The following is an 18,610-nucleotide window of genomic DNA, read 5'->3' on the forward strand; positions in this document are numbered from 1 at the left end:
GCCGTGATTGCCGGCGCGATCGCGCAGGCAACGTCCGGAACCCGCCGGCAGAGTGCGGCCCGACGCACGCAGATCGATCTCCCGTGCCTCTGGATCCGCTCGCAACCGTGTGCGAGACTCGGCGCGAAGCCAGGTGAGGCTAGCCTAAGTGGCGCCACCGCCCCGCCTGCCGGCCACCGGGAGAGAACGCATGACCGTCGAGACAGTGCAGATCCCGGTCTACCGGCCGTTCGCCGTGCAGGTCGCCCGCCTCCAGCGGCTGAGCCCGAGCTTCCTGCGGGTGACCTTCGCCGGGGTCGACCTCGACGAGTTCGGCACCAACGGCCACGACCAGCGGATCAAGGTCATGCTCCCGCTGCCCGGCCGCGGCATCGACGACTGCCCGACCGATCCCGACTGGTACGGCGCGTGGCGCGCGCTGCCCGCCGAGCGGCAGATGCCGATCCGCACCTACACGGTCCGGGCGCTGCGCGCGGAGCGCCGCGAGGTCGACGTCGACTTCGTGCTGCACGGCGCCACCGGGCCTGCCTCGGCCTGGGCCGAGACCGCCACGGTCGGCGACGAGGTCGTCCTCATCGGCCCGAACTCCCGGTTCCCCGGCCCGACGGGCGGCTTCGAGTGGCACCCGCCGGTCGACGCCTCCTGCCTGCTGATCGCCGGCGACGAGACCGCCGTGCCCGCGATCTGCTCGATCGTCGAGTCGCTGCCGGCCGGGCGGCGCGCGCACGTACTGCTCGAGGTCCCCGAGGCGGGTGACGTGCTGAACCTGGCCGCCCCCGCCGGCGTCGAGGTCACCTGGCTGCCCCGCTCGACCGGCACCGGCGCGCCCGCTGCCCGCGGCGCGCTGCTCACCGCCGCCGTCGTCGACGCCGTGGCCGAGCTCGCCGACGACCTGGCCCCCTCCCCCTCCGCGCCGCTCGAGGACGTCGACGTCGACAGCGGCATCCTCTGGGAGGTCCCGGTCGAGGCGACCGTCCCCACCCGCTCGTCGGGGGTCTACGCCTGGCTCGCCGGCGAGGCCGCCGTGGTGAAGGGGCTGCGCCGCCACCTGGTCCAGACCGTCGGCGTCGACCGGCGTTCGGTGGCGTTCATGGGTTACTGGCGCGAGGGCCGGCAGAGCGACTGACCACCTCCGTTTGACACCCTGTCAGCAACCGGTGTCACATGGACCGGTGAGCGGTCGCATCGACGTCCTGGCCATGGACGGCCTCGCGGTCATCGGCACCCTGGGGTTCTTCGTCCCCGCGGTGATCCTGGTGGCCCTGGTGGTCGGCGCCGTGGTGCGCAACCGGCGGCTCGCCGCCCGGGAGGCGGAGGCCGAGGCTGCCGAGGAGGCCCGCGCGCACGAGGCGCTCGGCGACTACCAGGACATCGAGGGACGACGCCCGGCGACCGGGGGGCCTACTCCTCCGCCAGCCGACTGAGCGCGGTCTCCACCGCCGCCTGCACCGTGCCGGCCATCTCGGTGCGGAACGCCGCCAGCAGCGCCTGCGCCGCCACCGGCTGCAGCCGGGCGACGGTCGCCCGGATCTCCTCGATCTGCTCCCGGGGCGCTCCCGCGTCCACCCACGCCTGCCACCGGGTCTCGACGAACATCTGCACGTAGGTGCGCGCGATCTCCCGCACGTGCTCGGTGACGCGGGCCTGCGCGTCGATCAGGGCCTCGATCGGGACACCGAGGGCCAGCACCTGGATCCCTGCGGTCAGCAGCGCGGGATCGAGCACCCGGATCCGGGAGTCGCCGATCCGCTCGACCAGGCCGAGCTCCACCAGGCTGTCGACGACGGCCGGGCTCTCCGGGACAGCGGCACGGGCCGCCAGCTCGGCACCGGTGATCTCCTCCGGCTCCGGCGGCAGCCAGGGAGCGAGCAGCGCCCGGTGCAGCGCGAGGGTCGCCGAGCTGCCCGTGGCGGGCGCCGAGGTGAGCGTGCGCTCGATCATGGCCAGCGTGTAGCCCTCGGCCAGCATCTCGCGCACGAGCAGCAGCCGGGCGACGTGCTGGCGGCCGTAGTACCCGGTGCGGCCGACCATCCGCGGCGGCGGCAGCAGACCCCGGGCGGCGTAGGCCCGCACGTTGCGCACCGTCACGCCGGCCCGCCGGGCGAGCTGGTCGACCGTCAGCTCGCCGTCGTCGCCGTCCGGCGTCGTCTCACCTGGGGTGACCACGCCCACCTCCTCAGCCGCGCATCCATACGGTAAACCGTTCGTTCTATGTATCAGTTGTCGATGTCACGGTGTGGGTGTTCCATGTGACCCACATCTACTGAGGGGGTTTGCGTGCTGCTCGCCGCTGAGACACGTCCCGCCGGAGGTGCCGCGCTCGGCGAGGTCGCCCTCGCCACCGGCATCGGCGCCGGCCTGACCGTCGTCCTCCTCGGGTTGGTGTGGCTGCACCGCACCCGCCGCTCCACGGTCCTGACCACGGTCGGGAACCGGCTCGGGGCGGCCACCGGCGTGCCGGCCTGGGTGGCGCTGCCCACCATCCTCACCACGATCTCGCTGCTCGTGGCGCTGCTCGGGATGCTGTGGGACATCGCGCTGCACATCGGCGTGGGCCGCGACGAGGGGCCGCTGGCCAACCCCGCGCACTTCCTCATCCTCTTCGGCCTGTTCGGCGTCTTCGCCGGCGGCATCCTGGCCTGCGCCATGCCGCTGGACGAGAAGCCGGGCCCGTCCGCCGTCCGCTTCGTGCGCGGCTGGGACGTCCCGGTCGGCGGCATCCTGATCACCGTCTCGGGCTTCTACGCGCTGCTCGGTTTCCCGCTCGACGACGTCTGGCACCGCCTCTTCGGCCAGGACGTCACCCTCTGGGGCCCGACCCACCTGATGCTCATCGGCGGCGCCGGCCTGTCCATCATCGGGCTGCTGGTGCTCGAGCAGGAAGGCCACGGCTCGCTCTCCACCGACGACGGCGACGTCAAGGCCGGGCGCACCACGCGGTTCATCCGCCAGGCGGCGGCCACCGGCGGTCTGCTGCTGGGCATGTCGGTGTTCCAGGGCGAGTACGACTTCGACGTCCCGCAGTTCCGGCTGGTCCTCGAGCCGTTCATGATCGCCGGTGCCGCGGGCATCGCCCTGGTCGCCGCGCGGATGTTCATGGGCCGCGGCGGCGCGCTGGCCGCGACCGCCTTCTTCCTCGTCATCCGCAGCGGCATCGCGCTGATCGTGGGCGGCGGCTTCGACGAGATCACCCCGACCTTCCCGCTGTACCTGGGCTCGGCGATCGTCGTCGAACTGCTGGCGTTCGGTCTCTCCCCGGCCCGCCGGCCGATCCTGTTCGGCGCCGTCGCCGGGATCGGCATCGGCACCATCGGGCACGCGACCGAGGCCGGCTGGACGCAGGTGGTGCAGACCCTGTCGTGGAACAGCGACATCCTGGTCGAGGGCACGCTGATGGCGATCGTCGGCGGAGTCGCCGGCGGGCTGCTCGGTGCACTGCTCGCCCTGGGTCTGCGCCGGCGACTCCCCCGGCCGGTGGTGGCGCGCTCCATCCTGCTGGCCAGCCTGGTGGCCCTGGCGGCCTGCGTCGCGAACGGCCTGGTGGCGAACGTGCCCGACGACGTCGAGGCGACCTTCGCGATCACCGACGTCGAGAGCGACCCGCGCACCGCCGACATCACCGTGCAGCTCGATCCCGCCGACTTCGCGGACGACCCGTCGTGGGTGCAGATCACCTCGTGGCAGGGCGACGGCCTGGTGGTCAACGCGCTCGAGCGCATCGGCGAGGGCGAGTACCGGACCACCGAGCCGGTGCCGCTGCACGGGACGTGGAAGACGCTGCTGCGGGTGCACGACGGCCGCGTGCTGACCGCGTTCCCGATCTACCTTCCGGCCGACGAGGCGATCGACGCCGAGGAGGTCGTCGCCGAGGACGGGATGACCCGCTCCGCGATCCCCGAGATCGAGATCCTGCAGCGCGAGCTCAAGGATTCCGGCGGCGGCGTCTGGCTGGTCTCCAACCTCGTGGTGCTGGCCTGCACCCTCGGCCTGATCGCGGCGATGTCGTGGGGCGTGGCCCGCTACTCCCGCCGGGCGAGCGCCGAGGAGCCCTACCCCGACGCCCCGGCGGACGAGCCGGTCGACGAGTCGCGCACGCCCACCCGCGCCGGCTGACCGCCCGGCCCTCCGCCCTACCCGCACAGGAGCCTCCTGCTCGTGACCGTTCGTCCTGCCCGGCTGCCCCGCGCCCTCGCGGCGTCCGCCCTCGTGCTCGTCCTCCCGCTCGCGGCCTGCGCCGGTACGGACGCAGCGGCCGACGGCGACGGCTCCGCCTCCTCGACTCCCGCCCCGTCGGGCGCGAGCCCGACGGAGGACGCCGGCGCCGCGACCACTGCCCCCGCGGCGTCGGGGACGCGGATCGAGGTCCAGGTGACGGGCGGCCAGGTCGCCGGCGACACCGGTCGCGTGCCGGTCGCAGCCGGCGAGGAGGTGACGCTGGCGATCACCGGCGACGCCGCGGACGAGGTGCACGTGCACGGCTACGACCTGACCACCGACCTCGTCCCCGGCACCCCGGCGGAGATCACCTTCGACGCCACCATCCCCGGCGTCTTCGAGGTGGAGCTGCACGACGCGGGCACGGTGCTGCTCACCCTGCAGGTCTCCTAGGCCCGTGATGCTCCTCGCCCACGGGGTGGGGTCCCGCACCGACCTGCCCATCCCGATCGGGTTCGCGCTCTACGGCGCCGGCGCGGCGATCCTCGCCAGCTTCGCCGTGCTGCTGCTGTTCTGGCGCAGCCCGCACCTCGGCGGCGCCGACTCCGGCCGCCCGCTGCCCGCCGGCCTGCAGCGGGTGCTCGACGGCGCCGGCCCGCGCCGTGGGCTGCAGGCGGTGGCGCTGCTGGTCACGGCGTTCGTCGTGCTGGTCGCCCTGGGCGGGCCGGAGGAGACGTCGCGCAACCTCGCGCCGTGGGCCCTGTTCGTCACCTTCTGGGTGGGCATCGTCCCGGCCAGCCTCCTGCTGGGCCCGGTGTGGCGGTTCGCCAACCCGCTGCGGCTGCTGCACCGGCTGCTCCGGCCGCTCGGGCCGGCCGCCCCCGGCGCGCACCGGCTCCCCGCGCTGGGCCTGTGGCCCGCGGCCGGCTCGCTGCTGGTCTTCGTGTGGCTGGAACTGGTCTACCCCGACCGCTCCGAGCCGATCACCGTCGCGGTCTTCGTGCTGGCCTACGCCGCCGTCCACCTGGCGCTGGCGCAGTGGTTCGGGGAGGGCTGGTTCGCCGCCGGCGACGGGTTCGAGGCGTACTCGACGCTGGTCGCCCGGCTCTCCCCGTGGGGACGGCGCAGCGACGGCCGGCTGGTCGTGCGCAACCCGCTGGCCGGCGCGCTGGCCACCCCCGGCCAGCCGGGGCTCGCGGCGCTGGTCCTGGTGCTGCTGGGCTCGACGGCGTTCGACGGGCTGACCCGCACGGTGTGGTGGCAGACCGGTCCCGGCTCGGCGAACGACTGGTTCTCCGGCACGGTCGGGCTGCTGCTGTCGATCGGGCTGGTCGCCGGGCTCTACGTCCTGGGCACCCGCCTCTCGGGCCGGCTCGCGGGCCAGGACGAGCGGGTCCAGCCGGGCCGGTACGCGGCGACGGTCATCCCGATCGCCCTGGGCTACACCGTGGCGCACTACTTCAGCCTGCTCGCGCTGGACGGCCAGACGACCTGGATCCTGCTCAGCAACCCGTTCGGCGCCGAGGGCGTCGACCTGTTCGGCACCTACGGCAACCGGGTCGACCTCACCGCCGTCAGCGCCGACGTCATCGCCCTGGTGCAGGTCGGGGCCATCATCACCGGGCACGTCGTCGGGGTGGTCCTCGCCCACGAGCGCGCTCTGCTGTCCGCCCGGCGGGCGCGCGCCTCCGACCAGCTCCCGCTCGTCCTGGTCATGGTGGTCTTCACCCTCGGCGGGCTCGGGCTGCTCTTCGGGTTCTGAGCTGCGGACGACGGGGGCGTGGGCTTCAGCTCACGCACCCGGATGCCGAAGGAGAGGAAGCCGAGCACGGCGCCACCGGGGTCCACTCCCCGCTCCAGCGGAAGGACCGCCCGTGATCGCAGTGACCTGCCGCAACGGCGAGCACCGCACCATCGACCCGCGCGAGATCGAGCGCGTCGAGTCGGTGCCCGACACCGTGGTGCACATGGTCAGCGGCCGCACCTACGTGCTGGACGGCGACCTCGACGACCTGCTCCTCAAGATCCGCGACTCGCACGCCGAGCTGCTCGTCGTCCAGAAGCAGCTGGCGGGTGGGACGGCCGAGCTGGCCGACTCCGCCGCCACCCTGCGGGTGGAACGCCGGGCACGGGCACGGGACGGCGACTCCCCCGGATCGCCGGCCGACCGGCGGCCGGTCGACGGACCGCCCGAGGGCTGACCCCCGGCCGCCCGGATCGACGTACAGCCGCGTTCCCACGCGGCTGTACATCACACCGCCCGGCCTGACCTGCCGAGGGCGGTGATCAGGCCGTCGACCACCGCGTCGGGCGAGCCGGCGCCGGAGATCTCCGCGCCGGCCTCGTCGGGCCCGAGCGGCTCGAGCGTGGCGAGCTGGCTGTCGAGCAGGGACGCCGGCATGTAGTGGCCGGTGCGGCCCTCGATCCGCTCGCGGATCACGGCGGCATCGGCGGTCACGTGGGCGAACCAGACCGACGGCCGGCCCTCGCGCAGCAGGTCGCGGTAGCTGCGCTTGAGCGCCGAGCAGGTGACGACGACGGAGCGGCCGGTCGCCTCCCGCTGGTCGATCCAGCCGCCGATGGTGCGCAGCCACGGCCAGCGGTCCTCGTCGTCCAGCGGATGCCCGGCGGCCATCTTGTCGACGTTGGCACGGGGGTGGAAGTCGTCGCCCTCGGCGAACTCCCAGCCCAGCCGTTCGGCGAGCTGCACGGCGACGGTCGTCTTCCCCGAGCCGGACACCCCCATGACGACGACGGTGGTGGGCGTCGAGGAGCCGTCGGCCTGCATGGACCGAACCTAGGACCGCGCGCGACCCCCGGCGACACGGCTCAGGACGTGGACAGCGCCGCGAGCAGGACCGGCCAGGCGGTGCTGCGCGGATCGATGACGACGAAGTGCCCGCCGTCGACCTCCGCGAGCCGGGCCGTGGGATGCGCCGCGACGTAGGAGCGGGCGAGGGCGAGCGGGACGATCTCGTCGGTGGTGCCGTGCACGATCGTCACCGGGGTGGCCGGGTCGGGCTGCCGGACCGGGTCGAGGTCGGGGCGGCCGGCGGCGGGCCCGCCCAGGAACGCGTGGACGGCGTCCCCGTCGAGCGCGAGCTCCTCGGCCAGCGCGAGATCCGCGACCGGCGCGAGCGCCACCACTCCGGCGAGCTCCGGCACCCGGCGGTCGACGGCGGCCTGCAGCACCAGGTGTCCACCCGCGGAGTGCCCGGCCAGCAGCAGCCGCCCGTCGCTGTACCCGGCCAGCTCGCGGGCGGTCGCCAGGTACCCGATCGCCGCGGCGACGTCGTCCACCGTGTCGTCGGGCCGGCCGGGCACGCGGCGGTACTCGATCGCCGCCGTCGTCCACCCGGCGTCGGCGAGGGCCGCCGTGAGCGGCCGCACGTGGACCCGGTCGTAGGCGGGCCGCCAGAAGCCGCCGTGCACGAACACCACCAGCGGCCGTGCCGCAGCCTCCCCGCCACCGAAGCGGACGTCGACCACGGCGTCCGCGTGGCCGCCGTAGCGCAGCTCCAGGTCAGGGCCGGGCGCAGGCAGGCCGAGGACCGAGCGGTCCTCCTCGGCGGGCACCTCAGCCGCCGACGTGGGCCCGGAGGCTGTCCAGCGCGGGGCCGTACATCCGCGCCTTGATCGTGCGGAGCGTCTCCCCCGCCTTGCCGGCCAGGCCGGTGGCGATCTCCACGGCGGTGGACCGGACGGCGTCCTCGGCGACGGCGGTGTCGACGATGCCGGCCTCGACGGCCTCGGCCCCGCCGTAGCGGCGGCCGGTGGTCATCGCGACGTGCGCGGTCTGCGGGGTCAGCCGGCTCTGGATCAGCGCGGACATGCCCGGGGTGAACGGGATCTGGATGTCGACCTCGGGCAGGCACCAGAAGCCGCGGTCCGCGCGCATGACGCGGACGTCGTGGCTCAGCGTCAGCATGGCCCCGGCCGCGAAGGCATGCCCCTGGATCGCTGCGACGGTGACGACCGGCAGGGCGAGCACCCGCGCCAGCAGGTGCTGGACGCCGGAGACGTACGTCCCGCGCTCGGCCTCGTGAGTGGAGAGCCACTCCAGGTCCAGGCCGTTGGAGAAGAACTTGCCGGTGGCGGTGGTGACCAGGGCGCGGGCGCCGTCGGCCTGCTCGACCTCGTCGAGCGCGGCGTTCATCGCGGTCAGCCAGTCGGGGGAGAACCGGTTCTCGGTGTCCCCGAGGTCGAGCACGAACACGTCGCCGGAGCGGTCCAGCGTGGGCATGGCGGTCCTTCCGGAACAGGCGGCAGCAGGCGGGCTCCGTCGTCGGAACGACGTGCCCGGGTTGCGCACGATCATGCCGGTCGGCCGAGCGCGCCGATGAGGGGACCTCGCCGTCCGACCGACCAGCGGCGGCCCCCGGTGACCCGGAGCGGAAGGTCACGGGTCTGCGACAGAGTGGCCAGATCTGTGACCTGCGCCACGAAAGGCGCACAGACTCGGGAGGACGGCCCGGACGTCCGCTCATCGACCCGATGGATCTCGGCCCGTCTGCTGGCCCTGTACGCCTGATCCGAGGAGTGACCGCATGCGAGGACATCGACGCCCGACGACCGGCCCGTGGAGGCGTTCGTTCGCCTCCGTGGGACTCGTCGCCCTCCTGCTCGGCAGCGCGGCCTGTGGTGGCGGCGACGACGAGGACGGCGGTGGTGCGGCCCAGGAGGGGACGGTCGACGACATCTCCGAGCAGGGGGAGCCGGTGACCGGTGGTTCGATCGAGGTCGGACTGGAGGCCGAGACCAACAGCTGGCTTCCCGGCGAGGGAAGCTTCGGCAACCCCGGTACGACCGTGGCCTACGCCATCTACGACCCGCTGATGAAGCGCACCGAGGACGGCGACGTCAAGCCCTACCTCGCCGAGTCGATGGAGCCGAACGAGGACTTCACCACCTGGACCCTGACGCTCCGGCCGGACGTGCAGTTCCACGACGGCACCCCGCTGGACGGCGAGGCGCTGAAGACGACGTTCGACACCTACCTCAAGGCGCCGACGTCCAACCTGGCCAGGACGCTGGCCGAGGTCACCTCTCTGGAGGTCGTCGACGACCTCACGGTGGAATACCGGCTCGCCGCCACCAACTCCGCGTTCCCCGACGTCCTGACCGCCGCCGCCGGGTGGCCGTTCTCACCGACCGCCGCGGCCGCGGCCGGCCCCGATGCCGGATCCAGCCCCGTCGGCACCGGTCCGTTCAGGTTCGTGAGCTGGCAGCGCGACAGCAACCTCGTCGTCGAGAGGAACGAGAACTACTGGCAGGACGGGCTGCCCTACCTCGACGAGATCACCTTCCGACCGATCCCGGACGAGGACACCCGGCTGGCCAGCCTGCAGAGCGGTGACATCGACGCCATGCAGTCGCTGCGCCAGAGCACGATCGCCCGCGCCCGCGACCTCGACGGCGTGGACAACTACGAGTACCTGGGCAACAACAGCGGCGGGTCGCTGATCAACACCACCCGCGCCCCGTTCGACGACCCGCGCGTGCGGCAGGCACTCGCGTACGCCATCGACCAGGAGTCGCTCATCGAGGTCCTCGGTGGCACCGGCATGACCCCGCCGGCCACCCAGTTCTTCAGCCCGGACAGCCCGTACTACTCCGAGGACGCCCAGGACGCCTTCCCCGGCTACGACACGGAGCGGGCACAGGAGCTCTACGACGAGTACATCAACGACCCCGCCCGCTCGGACGGCCAGCCGGCGGGCACGCAGATCTCCTTCACCTACAACTGCCCGCCCGACCCCAGCCTCAACGAGCTGTCCCAGCTGTACCAGTCGTTCTGGAACGGCATCGGCATGAACGTCGAGCTCAACGCCGTCGAGCAGGCCGCCCACATCCAGAACGCACTCGCGAAGGACTACGACGTGCAGTGCTACCGCTTCAGCTCGGAGCGGGATCCGTACTACATCCTCAGCGAGGCCTTCACGCCCGGACCGCTCAACGTCACCGGCTACAGCAGCCCGGAGATCGACGAGCAGCTGGAGGTCCTGCGGACCACCACGGACCTGGAGGAGCGCAAGGCTGCGGTGGAGGAGATCAGCCTGGTCCTCTCCGAGGCCGTCCCGAACCTCTTCACCGGTTACACCCTCACCGACATCGCGGTGCAGGAGCGGGTCAAGAACGTCGATGGCTGGACCTTCCCCGACGACACCAAGGGCGAAGGCGTCCCGGGCGCCACGGCCATGTGGGGCCACGTCTGGGTGACCGACTGAGTTCCACCCCCGCACGACGACGGGTCAGGCCGCTCTCCCGACGGGAGGGCGGCCTGATCCGTTCGCCTGTGAGCGTCAGGCGAACTTCCGCCACACCGAGACGGCGCTCTCGCTGTCGCCGGTGAACGGGGCGCCCCGCCAGTCGGCCGTCCGGCGGACCAACTCCAGGCCGGCCAGCCGGGCCATGAGGTCGAGCTCGGCCGGCCAGACGTAGCGGAAGTTGCTCGCCGCGTAGCGGACCGTGCCGTCGTCCCGGCGCCAGTAGTGGTGCGAGGTGCCCTGCTGGGTCGCGAGGTCGAGGGTGTCGAAGCCGACGTGGTGCGCACCGACGTGGAACGGCACGGCGGTCTGGCCCGGTGGGAAGCGGCGGAGGGCGGGGACCGACAGCTCGACGGCGAAGCATCCACCCGGGGCCAGGTGGCGGGCGGCGTTGGCGAAGGTCGCGACCTGCTCGTCCTGGGTGCGCACGTTGCCGAGGCTGTTCCACACGACGTAGACCAGCGAGAACTCACCGGGGCTGGTGGCCGTCGCCATGTCGCCCACGACCACCGGGACGTCGGGCCGCTTCCGGTGCAGCTCGTCGGCCATCGGTTGCGACAGCTCGATGCCCGCGACCGGGACGCCGCGGTCGGTCAGCGGGATGGCCACCCGCCCGGTGCCGATCGCGAACTCCAGCGCCGACCCCTCCCCCGCCAGCTCCGCGAGGACGTCGACCGCCGGGTCGAGGACGTCGGGCGCGAACATGTTCGCCGCCTCCCGGTCGTAACCGGCCGCCGTCGCCGCGTCCCAGACGTCGCTGCTGCTCATGGCGGCAGCGTGGCCCGCCGGCGCCGCCGGAGCCACCGAGTTCCGCCCACCGCCGGGTACGCGGTTGGAGTCGCCCGATGCGGCGGCGTCACGCCCGGGCCTGGGCGAGGTCGCGGGCGGCGGTGGCTCGGGTGGTCCGGGGCCACATCCAGGCGGCGCGCAGGACGAAGGCCAGGAGCAGCACCTCGAGTCCGATGGAGAGGCCGTAGAAGTAGGAGTAGCTCCAGGACTCCTCCCCGGCCACGTTGTACATCGAGACGGGGATGTAGAGCGCTGCCACGACGAGGTTGGTGGCGCGGTTGACACGGGCGGCCAGTGCCGCGGAGAGCACGATCATGAGGATCGGGACGGCCATGAGCGTGAGCGCGAGGGCGACGAAGGTCGGGCCCGTGTCGAACTCGTGGACGACGCCGGACACGATCTCGTCGATCGAGCCGGGCTTGTACAGGTGGAGGTAGTCGACGTAGATGTAGAGGAACATGAAGCTGGCCCAGGCGGCTGCGAGCTTCGCCTGAACCGGGAGCTGCGCTTCCTGGAGTGCGCCGGCGGTCGTGCTGCTTCTGGTCATCACTTCTCCTGTGTGCGGGCGAGCTGGCCACGTCGGCTCAGTCGATGCCGAAACCATGACGAGCGTCGACAGGCGACACATCCGCCTGCAGGCCCCAGCTGTCCCGGCCGGACGGACGGGACAGCCGCCGTACTTTCGGCTGATCCGCCCGAGCGGCGGCCCCTCTACGGTGGCCGGGAGGGGGACGCATGCTTGCTGGGATCTGGGCTGAGCCACGCCCCCCGCGCCCGCCGGTGCGGGTCTGGCGGGACTGGGCGCTGTCCTCGGGTCTCGTCGCGATCTCGCTCGTCGAGCTGCTGGTGCGCGACGACAGGGCATGGGCGCCGCTGCTGATCGGTGTCAGCGTCGTGGTCGCGGCGTGCCTGCTGTGGCGGCGCACGAGCCCGCTGGTAGCGGTCGCCGTCGCCTTCGGAACCGTCCTCGCGTTCGACATCGCGAGGATCGCGGTCATCGATGCCACCGGTCTGCTGGGCATCGCAGGGCTGCTCGTACTCCCCTACTCCCTGCTGCGCTGGGGGGCAGGTCGCGAGGCTGCCCTCGGACTGGGCATCGTCCTCATCTGGGTGCCCGTCACCCTCGCCGTGGACCCGACCTCACCGGCGGAGAGGGTCGCCGGCTACGGCTTCTTCCTGTTCTCGGCCGCGCTGGGCGCCGCCGTGCGCTACCGCACCAGCAGCCACGACCGGGAGATCGAGCAGGTGCGGCTGCGCCAGCGCAACGAGCTGGCGCGCGAGCTGCATGACACGGTCGGGCATCGCGTCTCCGCGATCGCCGTCCAGGCGCAGGCGGGGCGCGCGCTGTCGGCCGCAGATCCCGAGCGCGCGCTGGCCACCCTGGTCACCATCGAGGAAGAGGCGTCCCGGACGCTCCAGGAGATGCGGGCGCTGGTGGGTGTGCTGCGCGACGGGACGGACGCCGATCTCGCCCCCCGCCGGGGCGTGGCGGACATCGAGCGGCTCGCTCGCCCCGGAGGCGAGGTGCTGGGCGTCCGCGTCCAGGTCTCCGGTGACGTCGAGGCCGTCGATCCGGCAATCAGCACCGCCCTGTACCTGATCGCCGCCGAGGCGGTCACCAACGCGACCCGGCACGCATCCGGGGCCACCCAGGTCACCGTCGCCGTCGCCGCATCCCGCGGCCAGGTGCGTCTGCGCGTGCACGACGACGGCGCGGCACGTCCGGCCGGATCTGCGCCGGACGGCTTCGGGCTCCGCGGCATGGCGGAACGGGCGAGCCTCCTCGGAGGCACCCTCCGGGCGGGACCTGACCCGGACGGCGGCTGGAGCGTCGACGTCTCGCTGCCTCGCACGGCGCGTGCGTCATGACCATCCGCGTGCTCGTCGCCGACGATCAGGACATCGTCAGGGCGGGGCTGTGCATGATCCTGGACGCCCAGCCAGGCATCACCGTCGTGGGCGAGGCCGCGAACGGCCGACGGGCGATCGCGTTGGCGCGGGCGCTCCGTCCCGATGTGTGCCTGCTGGACATCCGCATGCCGGACGTCGACGGGATCGAGGCCACCCGGCAGCTCGCCGGGCCCGACGTCGTCGACCCCCTGGCCGTCGTCGTCATCACCACCTTCGACCTCGACGAGTACGTCTACGGCGCGCTGAAGGCAGGCGCCCGGGGGTTCCTGCTCAAGGACGCCGGCGCCGAACTGCTCACCCAGGCCGTGCATGCCGCCGCCCGTGGCGACGCCCTGATCGCACCCAGCATCACCGCCAGGCTCCTGTCCTCCTTCGCCGACAACCGCTCGCGCCCGAGGCCACCCGAGCCCGTCGAGCCGCTGACCGCCCGCGAGGAACAGGTCCTGCGCGCTGCCGCCCGAGGGAGGACCAACAGCGAGATCGGCGACGAGCTGTCGATCAGCCTCAGCACCGTCAAGACCCACCTCGCCGCCCTGATGCGCAAGCTGAACGCCCGCAACCGCGTCGAGATCGTCATGTGGGCCTACGAGACGCACCGCGTCGACACCTGATCGGCTCACAGCCCGGCCCCGCGGCCCGGGCAACGCACGCCCACGGACGGATGCGGCCGTCACGAGGCCCCGCCACTGTCACCAGAGACGACTCAGGCCGTTCCCCCGGAGGAGAACGGCCTGTGTCGTACGGGTGGAGCTGAGGGGACTCGAACCCCTGACCCCCACACTGCCAGGCCGTCATGATCGCGTTCGTGGCGGTTCGCCGCCGTTCCGTAAGCGGGTTGACCAGCGGAGAAGTACGGTTGCACACGACTACGAATGACCGTGAACGCGGCCAACTGCAACCAGAACTGCAACCAGCGGAAGCATGGCTTCGCCCACCGTCAGCGTCGTTCCTCTGTCCTCGACGACGGCACACGCATCAGCAGGCTCGGCAGCGCCGCGCCCCGGCCAACGGAGGGTTGGGGCGCCTCCTGGACAGACCGACGCCCCTCCCAAATCGTCGGTGCCGATCGGGACACTGTGGCTTGTGTCGAAACGAAGGAAGGGCCAGAACAGGAAGGGATCGCGCGCTCCGCGGGTCCAGGAACACGAGTCGGTCGTGTTTCCAGGGGGAGTGATGGAGCGCCATGGTCGGTTCATCTTCATGCAGACAACCGCGGACGAGGACGCTCACGACCGCTTCGTGACCGAATCGGTAGCCCGCATCCCTGCCCTTAGAGCTCAACAGGAGCAGCGGCTAGCGCGCCTACGGGAGGTGCTCGTGCAGGCGGGCCCGGCCGACTGTCTCGCTTTGGCAAGTCTGACCTACCTGCACAAGGATCCAGATACCTATCGCGAAAGCGAGGACGATCGGTCCGCGGCGCACATCGAATTCCTGGCGGTACAAGTTTTGCCGCTCCTAGACCAGCCAACGCCAACGCCGACGCCAACCGAGCCTGCTTCTGAAGGCCTCCTGCTAGTGGTCGGCGAGGCGCTACACCTTGTACGCCAGCTCTTTGAGGACACAAAGGAACTGCTCGTCCTGAGAAGTGTTGAGGCCGCGAGGCGGCAGGGCGCGTCGTCTGAGTTCGAGATGTACCGACTACAAGCGATGAGCCAGGCGTTGAGCGTGCGTGGAACTGCCTTCACCGAACACACTCGGTTTACTCTGGACGGGCTGTTTACACCTTTCGACACAGACTGTCGGCGGATTCTAGGCTTCACTGCAAACGAGGCGTGGTCCTTGCTGAATGCCATCCCGGCTGTGATTGAGCCTCGCCTTCGACCAAGACTAAACGCCGCAACGGACCGCTACCGCGACGCTGAGCGGGATCTGAACCGGTTGAGGCGGAAGCGCGGCCTCCCACCGGCGCTCGCGGCCTTGACGCCGACCCAACAGAAGGCATGGCTGCGCGAGACCGTATTCAGTGAGGCTTACCGCCAACCCGTGTCCCTGGCCCTGCTCACTGCGGAAGCTCTGGCAGATGCGGCTGGCGTGTCGGTACAGGCGTGCGCCGCCTGGCTAGACCTGTTCCACTGTCCGCCCTCGGAGTACGTCGAGCGGTTTCACCATGCGCCGACCGGCGGCCACCCGTTGACTAGGCTGCCGCTGCTGAGGCTGGACACTGGCTACCTCGCCCCAGTGCCTTCCGCCCTCGCAGAAGCGTTGCGCCCACGTATGGAGGACGCGATACGCGATCGCGACCAGGCGTTGTGGAACAGGTACGAGGCCCACCGCGGCCGATGGGTGGAGGAGACCGCCACTCAGCGCCTGCAGGCAGCGTTACCCGGCTCCCTCCGGTGGGTCGGGATCCCGTGGAGCGGCTCGGCCGACTCGAGCGATGTTGACGGGCTGGTGCACTGTGATGACTTGACCCTGCGGATCCAGGCGAAGGCGGGTCGCATCTCGGCGCCTGCCCGACGCGGCGCGCCATCCATGGTGGAGGACGTCACAGCGGTAGTGAGCGATGCCATGCACCAGCACTCTCGTCTCAGCGACGCGCTTGCGGATGAGACGCCGGCGCAACTCGGATTCGGCGCCGCGCAGGACGCAGCCTTGTCAGCTCGGTTACAGATCGAAGTGGTCGTATCTCTCGACGACATCACCGTGTGGTCCACAGAGACTCATAAGCTGCGCCATCTTGTCGCGGTACCGACCGTCGACCAAGTCCCGTGGGTGCTCTCATTAGCGGACCTCATGGCCACGACCGACTTGTTATCCGGAACGCAGCTCGTCCACTTCCTCACGCGACGACAACGGCTGGAACGAGAGGGGCGAATCGAGGCGCACGATGAGCTGGATTGGGTAGGAAACTACATTTTTGACGGGCTATTCTTCGATTCGTTCTTCGAGGGGTCCGAACCGGCCGACGTAGTGCGATTGAACAGCTACACGGAAGCCATCGACTCGTGGTACTTCTCGCGAGAGGGACTAACGTCGCACGAGATCCCGAAGCCGACGCAGCCGATGCCGGTCGAACTTGGCGCACTTATCGCTCGCCTGGAAGTCGATCGCCCGCCGCACTGGCTGACTGCAGGGGTGATGCTGTTGAACGGCAATGACGAGAGTCGCCAACAAGTCGCGCGTTCCCTGACTCACACGAGCGCTCGCGCGCGCGAGGTTGGCTGGTCCAACGCATCGCAAGCTCTCGGGCCCTACGGAATTACCCTATGGGTTGACCACCGCTACGCCGGGCGCACCTTGTCCCAGCTCCTCACCGCATACGCGGACCAGAAGATCGCAGAGCTCGACCGCCCCAACTGGTTGGTCATTGGTCTTGGCGCCGACGGGCGCTTGACCGTCGTCGTGCGTGAGACCGACCCCGACCTGACCTTCGTGCACGTGCTGCTCCAGCGCGAGCGCTAAGGGACACGTCTGCTTCTCGGCGAGACAATTCGGCTGTGGCAGCAGACCTCGATCTCGGCCAGCCGGCCAGCCTCATACGCGTGGACCGGTTGCTCCGCCGCTGGGCCGAACGCAGCACAACCGAGCCCACGCTACGACTCCGGCCTGGCCAGGGACCCGCCCATGGGGCCGCCTTATGGGGGTTGACGGCCCACGTCTACGCGCAAGCAGCGCGGATACGGCCGCTCATCGACCACGGGGAAGGCATCGAGCTGGCACCCGTCGTTCGGGCGATGCTCGAATGCTCCCTTCGGGCCCAATGGCTAGCTCAGCGCGGCCCGAAGGCGCTGCCGAGCTTCCTGCACGACGGCGCCCGTCAGCGGCTCAACCTCGGCACGTCGATGATGCAGGCCGCCTGGGTCGGCATGAGCGCTGAGATCATCGAGCGGCTGCAGGAGGACGTGCCGTCGAAGGGTGAGCTCGACGAACAGGCCCGTCGCTTCGAGCGGATGCTGAACGACTTTGACAGCGGCACGGTGCTCTACACCTTCTTCCGATTCCTGTCGGGGCTCTCCCATCCGAGTACGTCCCTCATCGACGCCTACACCGACACCGACGAGCGCACGAGGGCCGTAAGTCTCCGTCACCGCGCTGCGCTCGACGGGGCGGAAGCGACTTGGACCTGGCTTATCGTCCTGGCACTGGTGTGGGCTTGGTCCGCACTTGACAGCGTCAGCAGCGAAAGCCCTGACCGGCACTACCTCCGGAGCGTCGCTCGAGAAACGGGAACCGCCGCAATGCTCGAACTGTCCGCAGAAGCCAAGCGCCAGAAGTTCCTCGACGAGTACGAGGCTGGCCGGCGTCCGCGGACGTAAGTCGAGGTGGCCTGCATCGCTGTCCCTATGACCTCCTCCAGGCACGCCCTACCCAGCCAACCCACCGCTACGAGACCTTGCAGCGACGCCAGGCACTGGAGAACCTGGTCGCCTCAGGCTCCCGGGGCGCGTTGCAGCTTCCGGCAGGGGACAGTTCACCAGGAACCGCGAGAAGCCATAAGCCGTCGGCGGCACGGCCTAGCCTGTCGCCCGTGACCGACACCCTGCTCCGCTCGCTTCGCGAACGAATGCTCGACGAGTCTGAACCGCTGGCCGGGCTGCTACGGAAGTGCCTGCTGCTAGGCGCCGAGACTGGCTCCGTCACGCTGCGAGACTGGGCGCGCAAGGAACTCAATGGCTACGGCGACGAGGACGAGGTGCCGGAGTACCGACGCCTCTCGGGGGTGCCGATCTCTATGAACTCGATCAGCGGCAACACCTGGGCGACCGGCCAGACCCTCAGCCGATTCCAGCTACCTCAAGAGGCATGGGAGTACGTTCCCGAGACGATGTCCTTCAAGCAGCCAGTTGAGGAACTCGAGCAGATGGCGGGACAGAAGTCTCTTTCCTTCAGTTCGCCGGGGTTGTCTATGGCTCAGACGATCTGGAATCGCCAACTCGGTCCGTTTCAGAGCGTCAGCGGTCTGTCCTACACGATGACGGGCTCAGTGGTGGCCGGCATGCTCGGCCAGATTCGGACCCAGTTGGTCGACATCATTGCGGACCTCACCGCCGACACCCCTATGTCGGAACTGCCCTCCAAGAGTCAGGTGGATGCCGCCGTCAGCGAGCACATCGGCGCGAGCACCGTCTACAACACAACGATCAACGCTGCCAGCGGTCCCGTCGCGATTGGCACCGACGCCCAAGCGAAAGCCGAGGGGCTCAACGTTGAAGACGTCCTGCGGCTGCTCGACGCCGTCCAGGCAGCCGTTGCGAGCGAAGTTGAAGAGGCGCACCAGGCAGAGGTCCTGGAGGCAGTGGCCGACCTCCGCGTCGCGCTGTCCAAGGAGACGCCCGAAACCGGCGAGGTCGTAAGGAAGGTCGGAAGGCTGCGCTCCCTGGGAACCAAGATCGGCGGGGCATCCATGATGGCCGCGACCGAGGGAGCGGCCTCGGCGCTCATGGAGATGGCGATGAGCGGGGCCTTTGGCTAGGTGCGTTGCGCTTTACAACAATGTCGTCACGCGATCGTGCGGACGGTGACATGACAGGACGTCCCCGCAACCCGAT

Annotated in this window: 18 protein-coding genes; 12 read left to right on the forward strand and 6 right to left on the reverse strand. The window is 70.8% G+C overall.

Going from position 1 to position 18,610, the window contains the following annotated elements; all coding sequences use genetic code 11:
- The first annotated feature begins 190 nt into the window (after positions 1–190).
- Positions 191–1,126, forward strand: a complete 936-nt coding sequence (locus CRP29_RS01350; protein ID WP_097193271.1) for a siderophore-interacting protein — start codon at positions 191–193, stop codon at positions 1,124–1,126.
- 46 nt (positions 1,127–1,172) lie between these two features.
- The gene (locus CRP29_RS01355) at positions 1,173–1,424 is read left to right on the forward strand and encodes a hypothetical protein (RefSeq protein ID WP_097193272.1); all 252 of its coding nucleotides are present in this window, start codon (positions 1,173–1,175) and stop codon (positions 1,422–1,424) included.
- On the opposite strand, the gene CRP29_RS01360 is transcribed toward CRP29_RS01355, so the two are convergent.
- Positions 1,402–2,166 carry a MerR family transcriptional regulator gene (locus tag CRP29_RS01360; protein WP_141437021.1) on the reverse strand — a complete coding sequence of 255 codons (765 nt, stop codon included), beginning with the start codon at positions 2,164–2,166 and terminating at the stop codon, positions 1,402–1,404. The two genes, CRP29_RS01355 and CRP29_RS01360, sit on opposite strands and share 23 nt — an antisense overlap.
- Positions 2,167–2,277: 111 nt before the next feature.
- On the opposite strand from CRP29_RS01360, the gene CRP29_RS01365 reads away from it, so the two are divergent.
- From CRP29_RS01365 to CRP29_RS01380, 4 genes are all read left to right on the forward strand, one after another.
- Positions 2,278–4,113, forward strand: a complete 1,836-nt coding sequence (locus tag CRP29_RS01365) for a hypothetical protein (protein ID WP_097193274.1) — start codon at positions 2,278–2,280, stop codon at positions 4,111–4,113.
- A 42-nt stretch (positions 4,114–4,155) separates the two neighbouring features.
- The gene (locus CRP29_RS01370; RefSeq protein WP_245852264.1) at positions 4,156–4,608 is read left to right on the forward strand and encodes a cupredoxin domain-containing protein; all 453 of its coding nucleotides are present in this window, start codon (positions 4,156–4,158) and stop codon (positions 4,606–4,608) included.
- A gap of 7 nt (positions 4,609–4,615) precedes the next feature.
- Positions 4,616–5,917 (forward strand): hypothetical protein, encoded by a 1,302-nt coding sequence (locus CRP29_RS01375; RefSeq protein WP_245852490.1) that lies wholly within the window; start codon positions 4,616–4,618, stop codon positions 5,915–5,917.
- 112 nt (positions 5,918–6,029) lie between these two features.
- Positions 6,030–6,356 carry a flagellar FlbD family protein gene (locus CRP29_RS01380; RefSeq protein WP_141437022.1) on the forward strand — a complete coding sequence of 109 codons (327 nt, stop codon included), beginning with the start codon at positions 6,030–6,032 and terminating at the stop codon, positions 6,354–6,356.
- Positions 6,357–6,406: 50 nt separating this feature from the next.
- Here CRP29_RS01380 and CRP29_RS01385 read toward each other — a convergent pair whose 3' ends face one another.
- From CRP29_RS01385 to CRP29_RS01395, 3 genes are read right to left on the reverse strand one after another with little or no spacing between them, the layout of a single operon-like run.
- Positions 6,407–6,943, reverse strand: coding sequence for a gluconokinase (locus CRP29_RS01385; protein WP_097193277.1), 537 nt, complete (start codon positions 6,941–6,943; stop codon positions 6,407–6,409).
- A 41-nt stretch (positions 6,944–6,984) separates the two neighbouring features.
- On the reverse strand, positions 6,985–7,731 hold the full coding sequence (locus CRP29_RS01390; RefSeq protein ID WP_097193278.1) for an alpha/beta hydrolase: 747 nt from the start codon (positions 7,729–7,731) through the stop codon (positions 6,985–6,987).
- 1 nt (position 7,732) lies between these two features.
- Positions 7,733–8,398, reverse strand: coding sequence for an enoyl-CoA hydratase-related protein (locus tag CRP29_RS01395; RefSeq protein ID WP_097193279.1), 666 nt, complete (start codon positions 8,396–8,398; stop codon positions 7,733–7,735).
- A 358-nt stretch (positions 8,399–8,756) separates the two neighbouring features.
- Here CRP29_RS01395 and CRP29_RS01400 point away from each other — a divergent pair, with 358 nt between their 5' ends.
- Complete coding sequence (locus CRP29_RS01400) at positions 8,757–10,382, forward strand: ABC transporter substrate-binding protein (RefSeq protein WP_141437023.1); 1,626 nt, start codon at positions 8,757–8,759, stop codon at positions 10,380–10,382.
- A gap of 75 nt (positions 10,383–10,457) precedes the next feature.
- Here CRP29_RS01400 and CRP29_RS01405 read toward each other — a convergent pair whose 3' ends face one another.
- Positions 10,458–11,189, reverse strand: a complete 732-nt coding sequence (locus CRP29_RS01405) for a class I SAM-dependent DNA methyltransferase (RefSeq protein WP_097194024.1) — start codon at positions 11,187–11,189, stop codon at positions 10,458–10,460.
- Positions 11,190–11,277: 88 nt separating this feature from the next.
- Positions 11,278–11,757: a DUF6326 family protein gene (locus CRP29_RS01410; RefSeq protein ID WP_097193281.1), complete on the reverse strand. Its 480-nt coding sequence runs from the start codon at positions 11,755–11,757 to the stop codon at positions 11,278–11,280.
- Positions 11,758–11,945: 188 nt separating this feature from the next.
- Between CRP29_RS01410 and CRP29_RS01415 the strand changes: the two genes are divergently transcribed.
- From CRP29_RS01415 to CRP29_RS01435, 5 genes are all read left to right on the forward strand, one after another.
- Complete coding sequence (locus CRP29_RS01415; RefSeq protein ID WP_097193282.1) at positions 11,946–13,079, forward strand: sensor histidine kinase; 1,134 nt, start codon at positions 11,946–11,948, stop codon at positions 13,077–13,079.
- On the forward strand, positions 13,076–13,732 hold the full coding sequence (locus CRP29_RS01420) for a response regulator (RefSeq protein WP_097193283.1): 657 nt from the start codon (positions 13,076–13,078) through the stop codon (positions 13,730–13,732). Before CRP29_RS01415 ends, CRP29_RS01420 begins: the two co-directional genes overlap by 4 nt.
- A gap of 562 nt (positions 13,733–14,294) precedes the next feature.
- Complete coding sequence (locus CRP29_RS01425) at positions 14,295–16,523, forward strand: hypothetical protein (RefSeq protein ID WP_141437024.1); 2,229 nt, start codon at positions 14,295–14,297, stop codon at positions 16,521–16,523.
- Positions 16,524–16,558: 35 nt separating this feature from the next.
- Positions 16,559–17,377: a DUF5677 domain-containing protein gene (locus tag CRP29_RS01430; RefSeq protein WP_097193285.1), complete on the forward strand. Its 819-nt coding sequence runs from the start codon at positions 16,559–16,561 to the stop codon at positions 17,375–17,377.
- A 212-nt stretch (positions 17,378–17,589) separates the two neighbouring features.
- The gene (locus tag CRP29_RS01435) at positions 17,590–18,534 is read left to right on the forward strand and encodes an AbiTii domain-containing protein (protein WP_097193286.1); all 945 of its coding nucleotides are present in this window, start codon (positions 17,590–17,592) and stop codon (positions 18,532–18,534) included.
- Positions 18,535–18,610 lie beyond the last annotated feature (76 nt).

Origin of the sequence: Blastococcus aggregatus (assembly GCF_900221005.1) — a bacterium.
GTDB classification, from domain to species: Bacteria; Actinomycetota; Actinomycetes; order Mycobacteriales; family Geodermatophilaceae; genus Blastococcus; species Blastococcus aggregatus.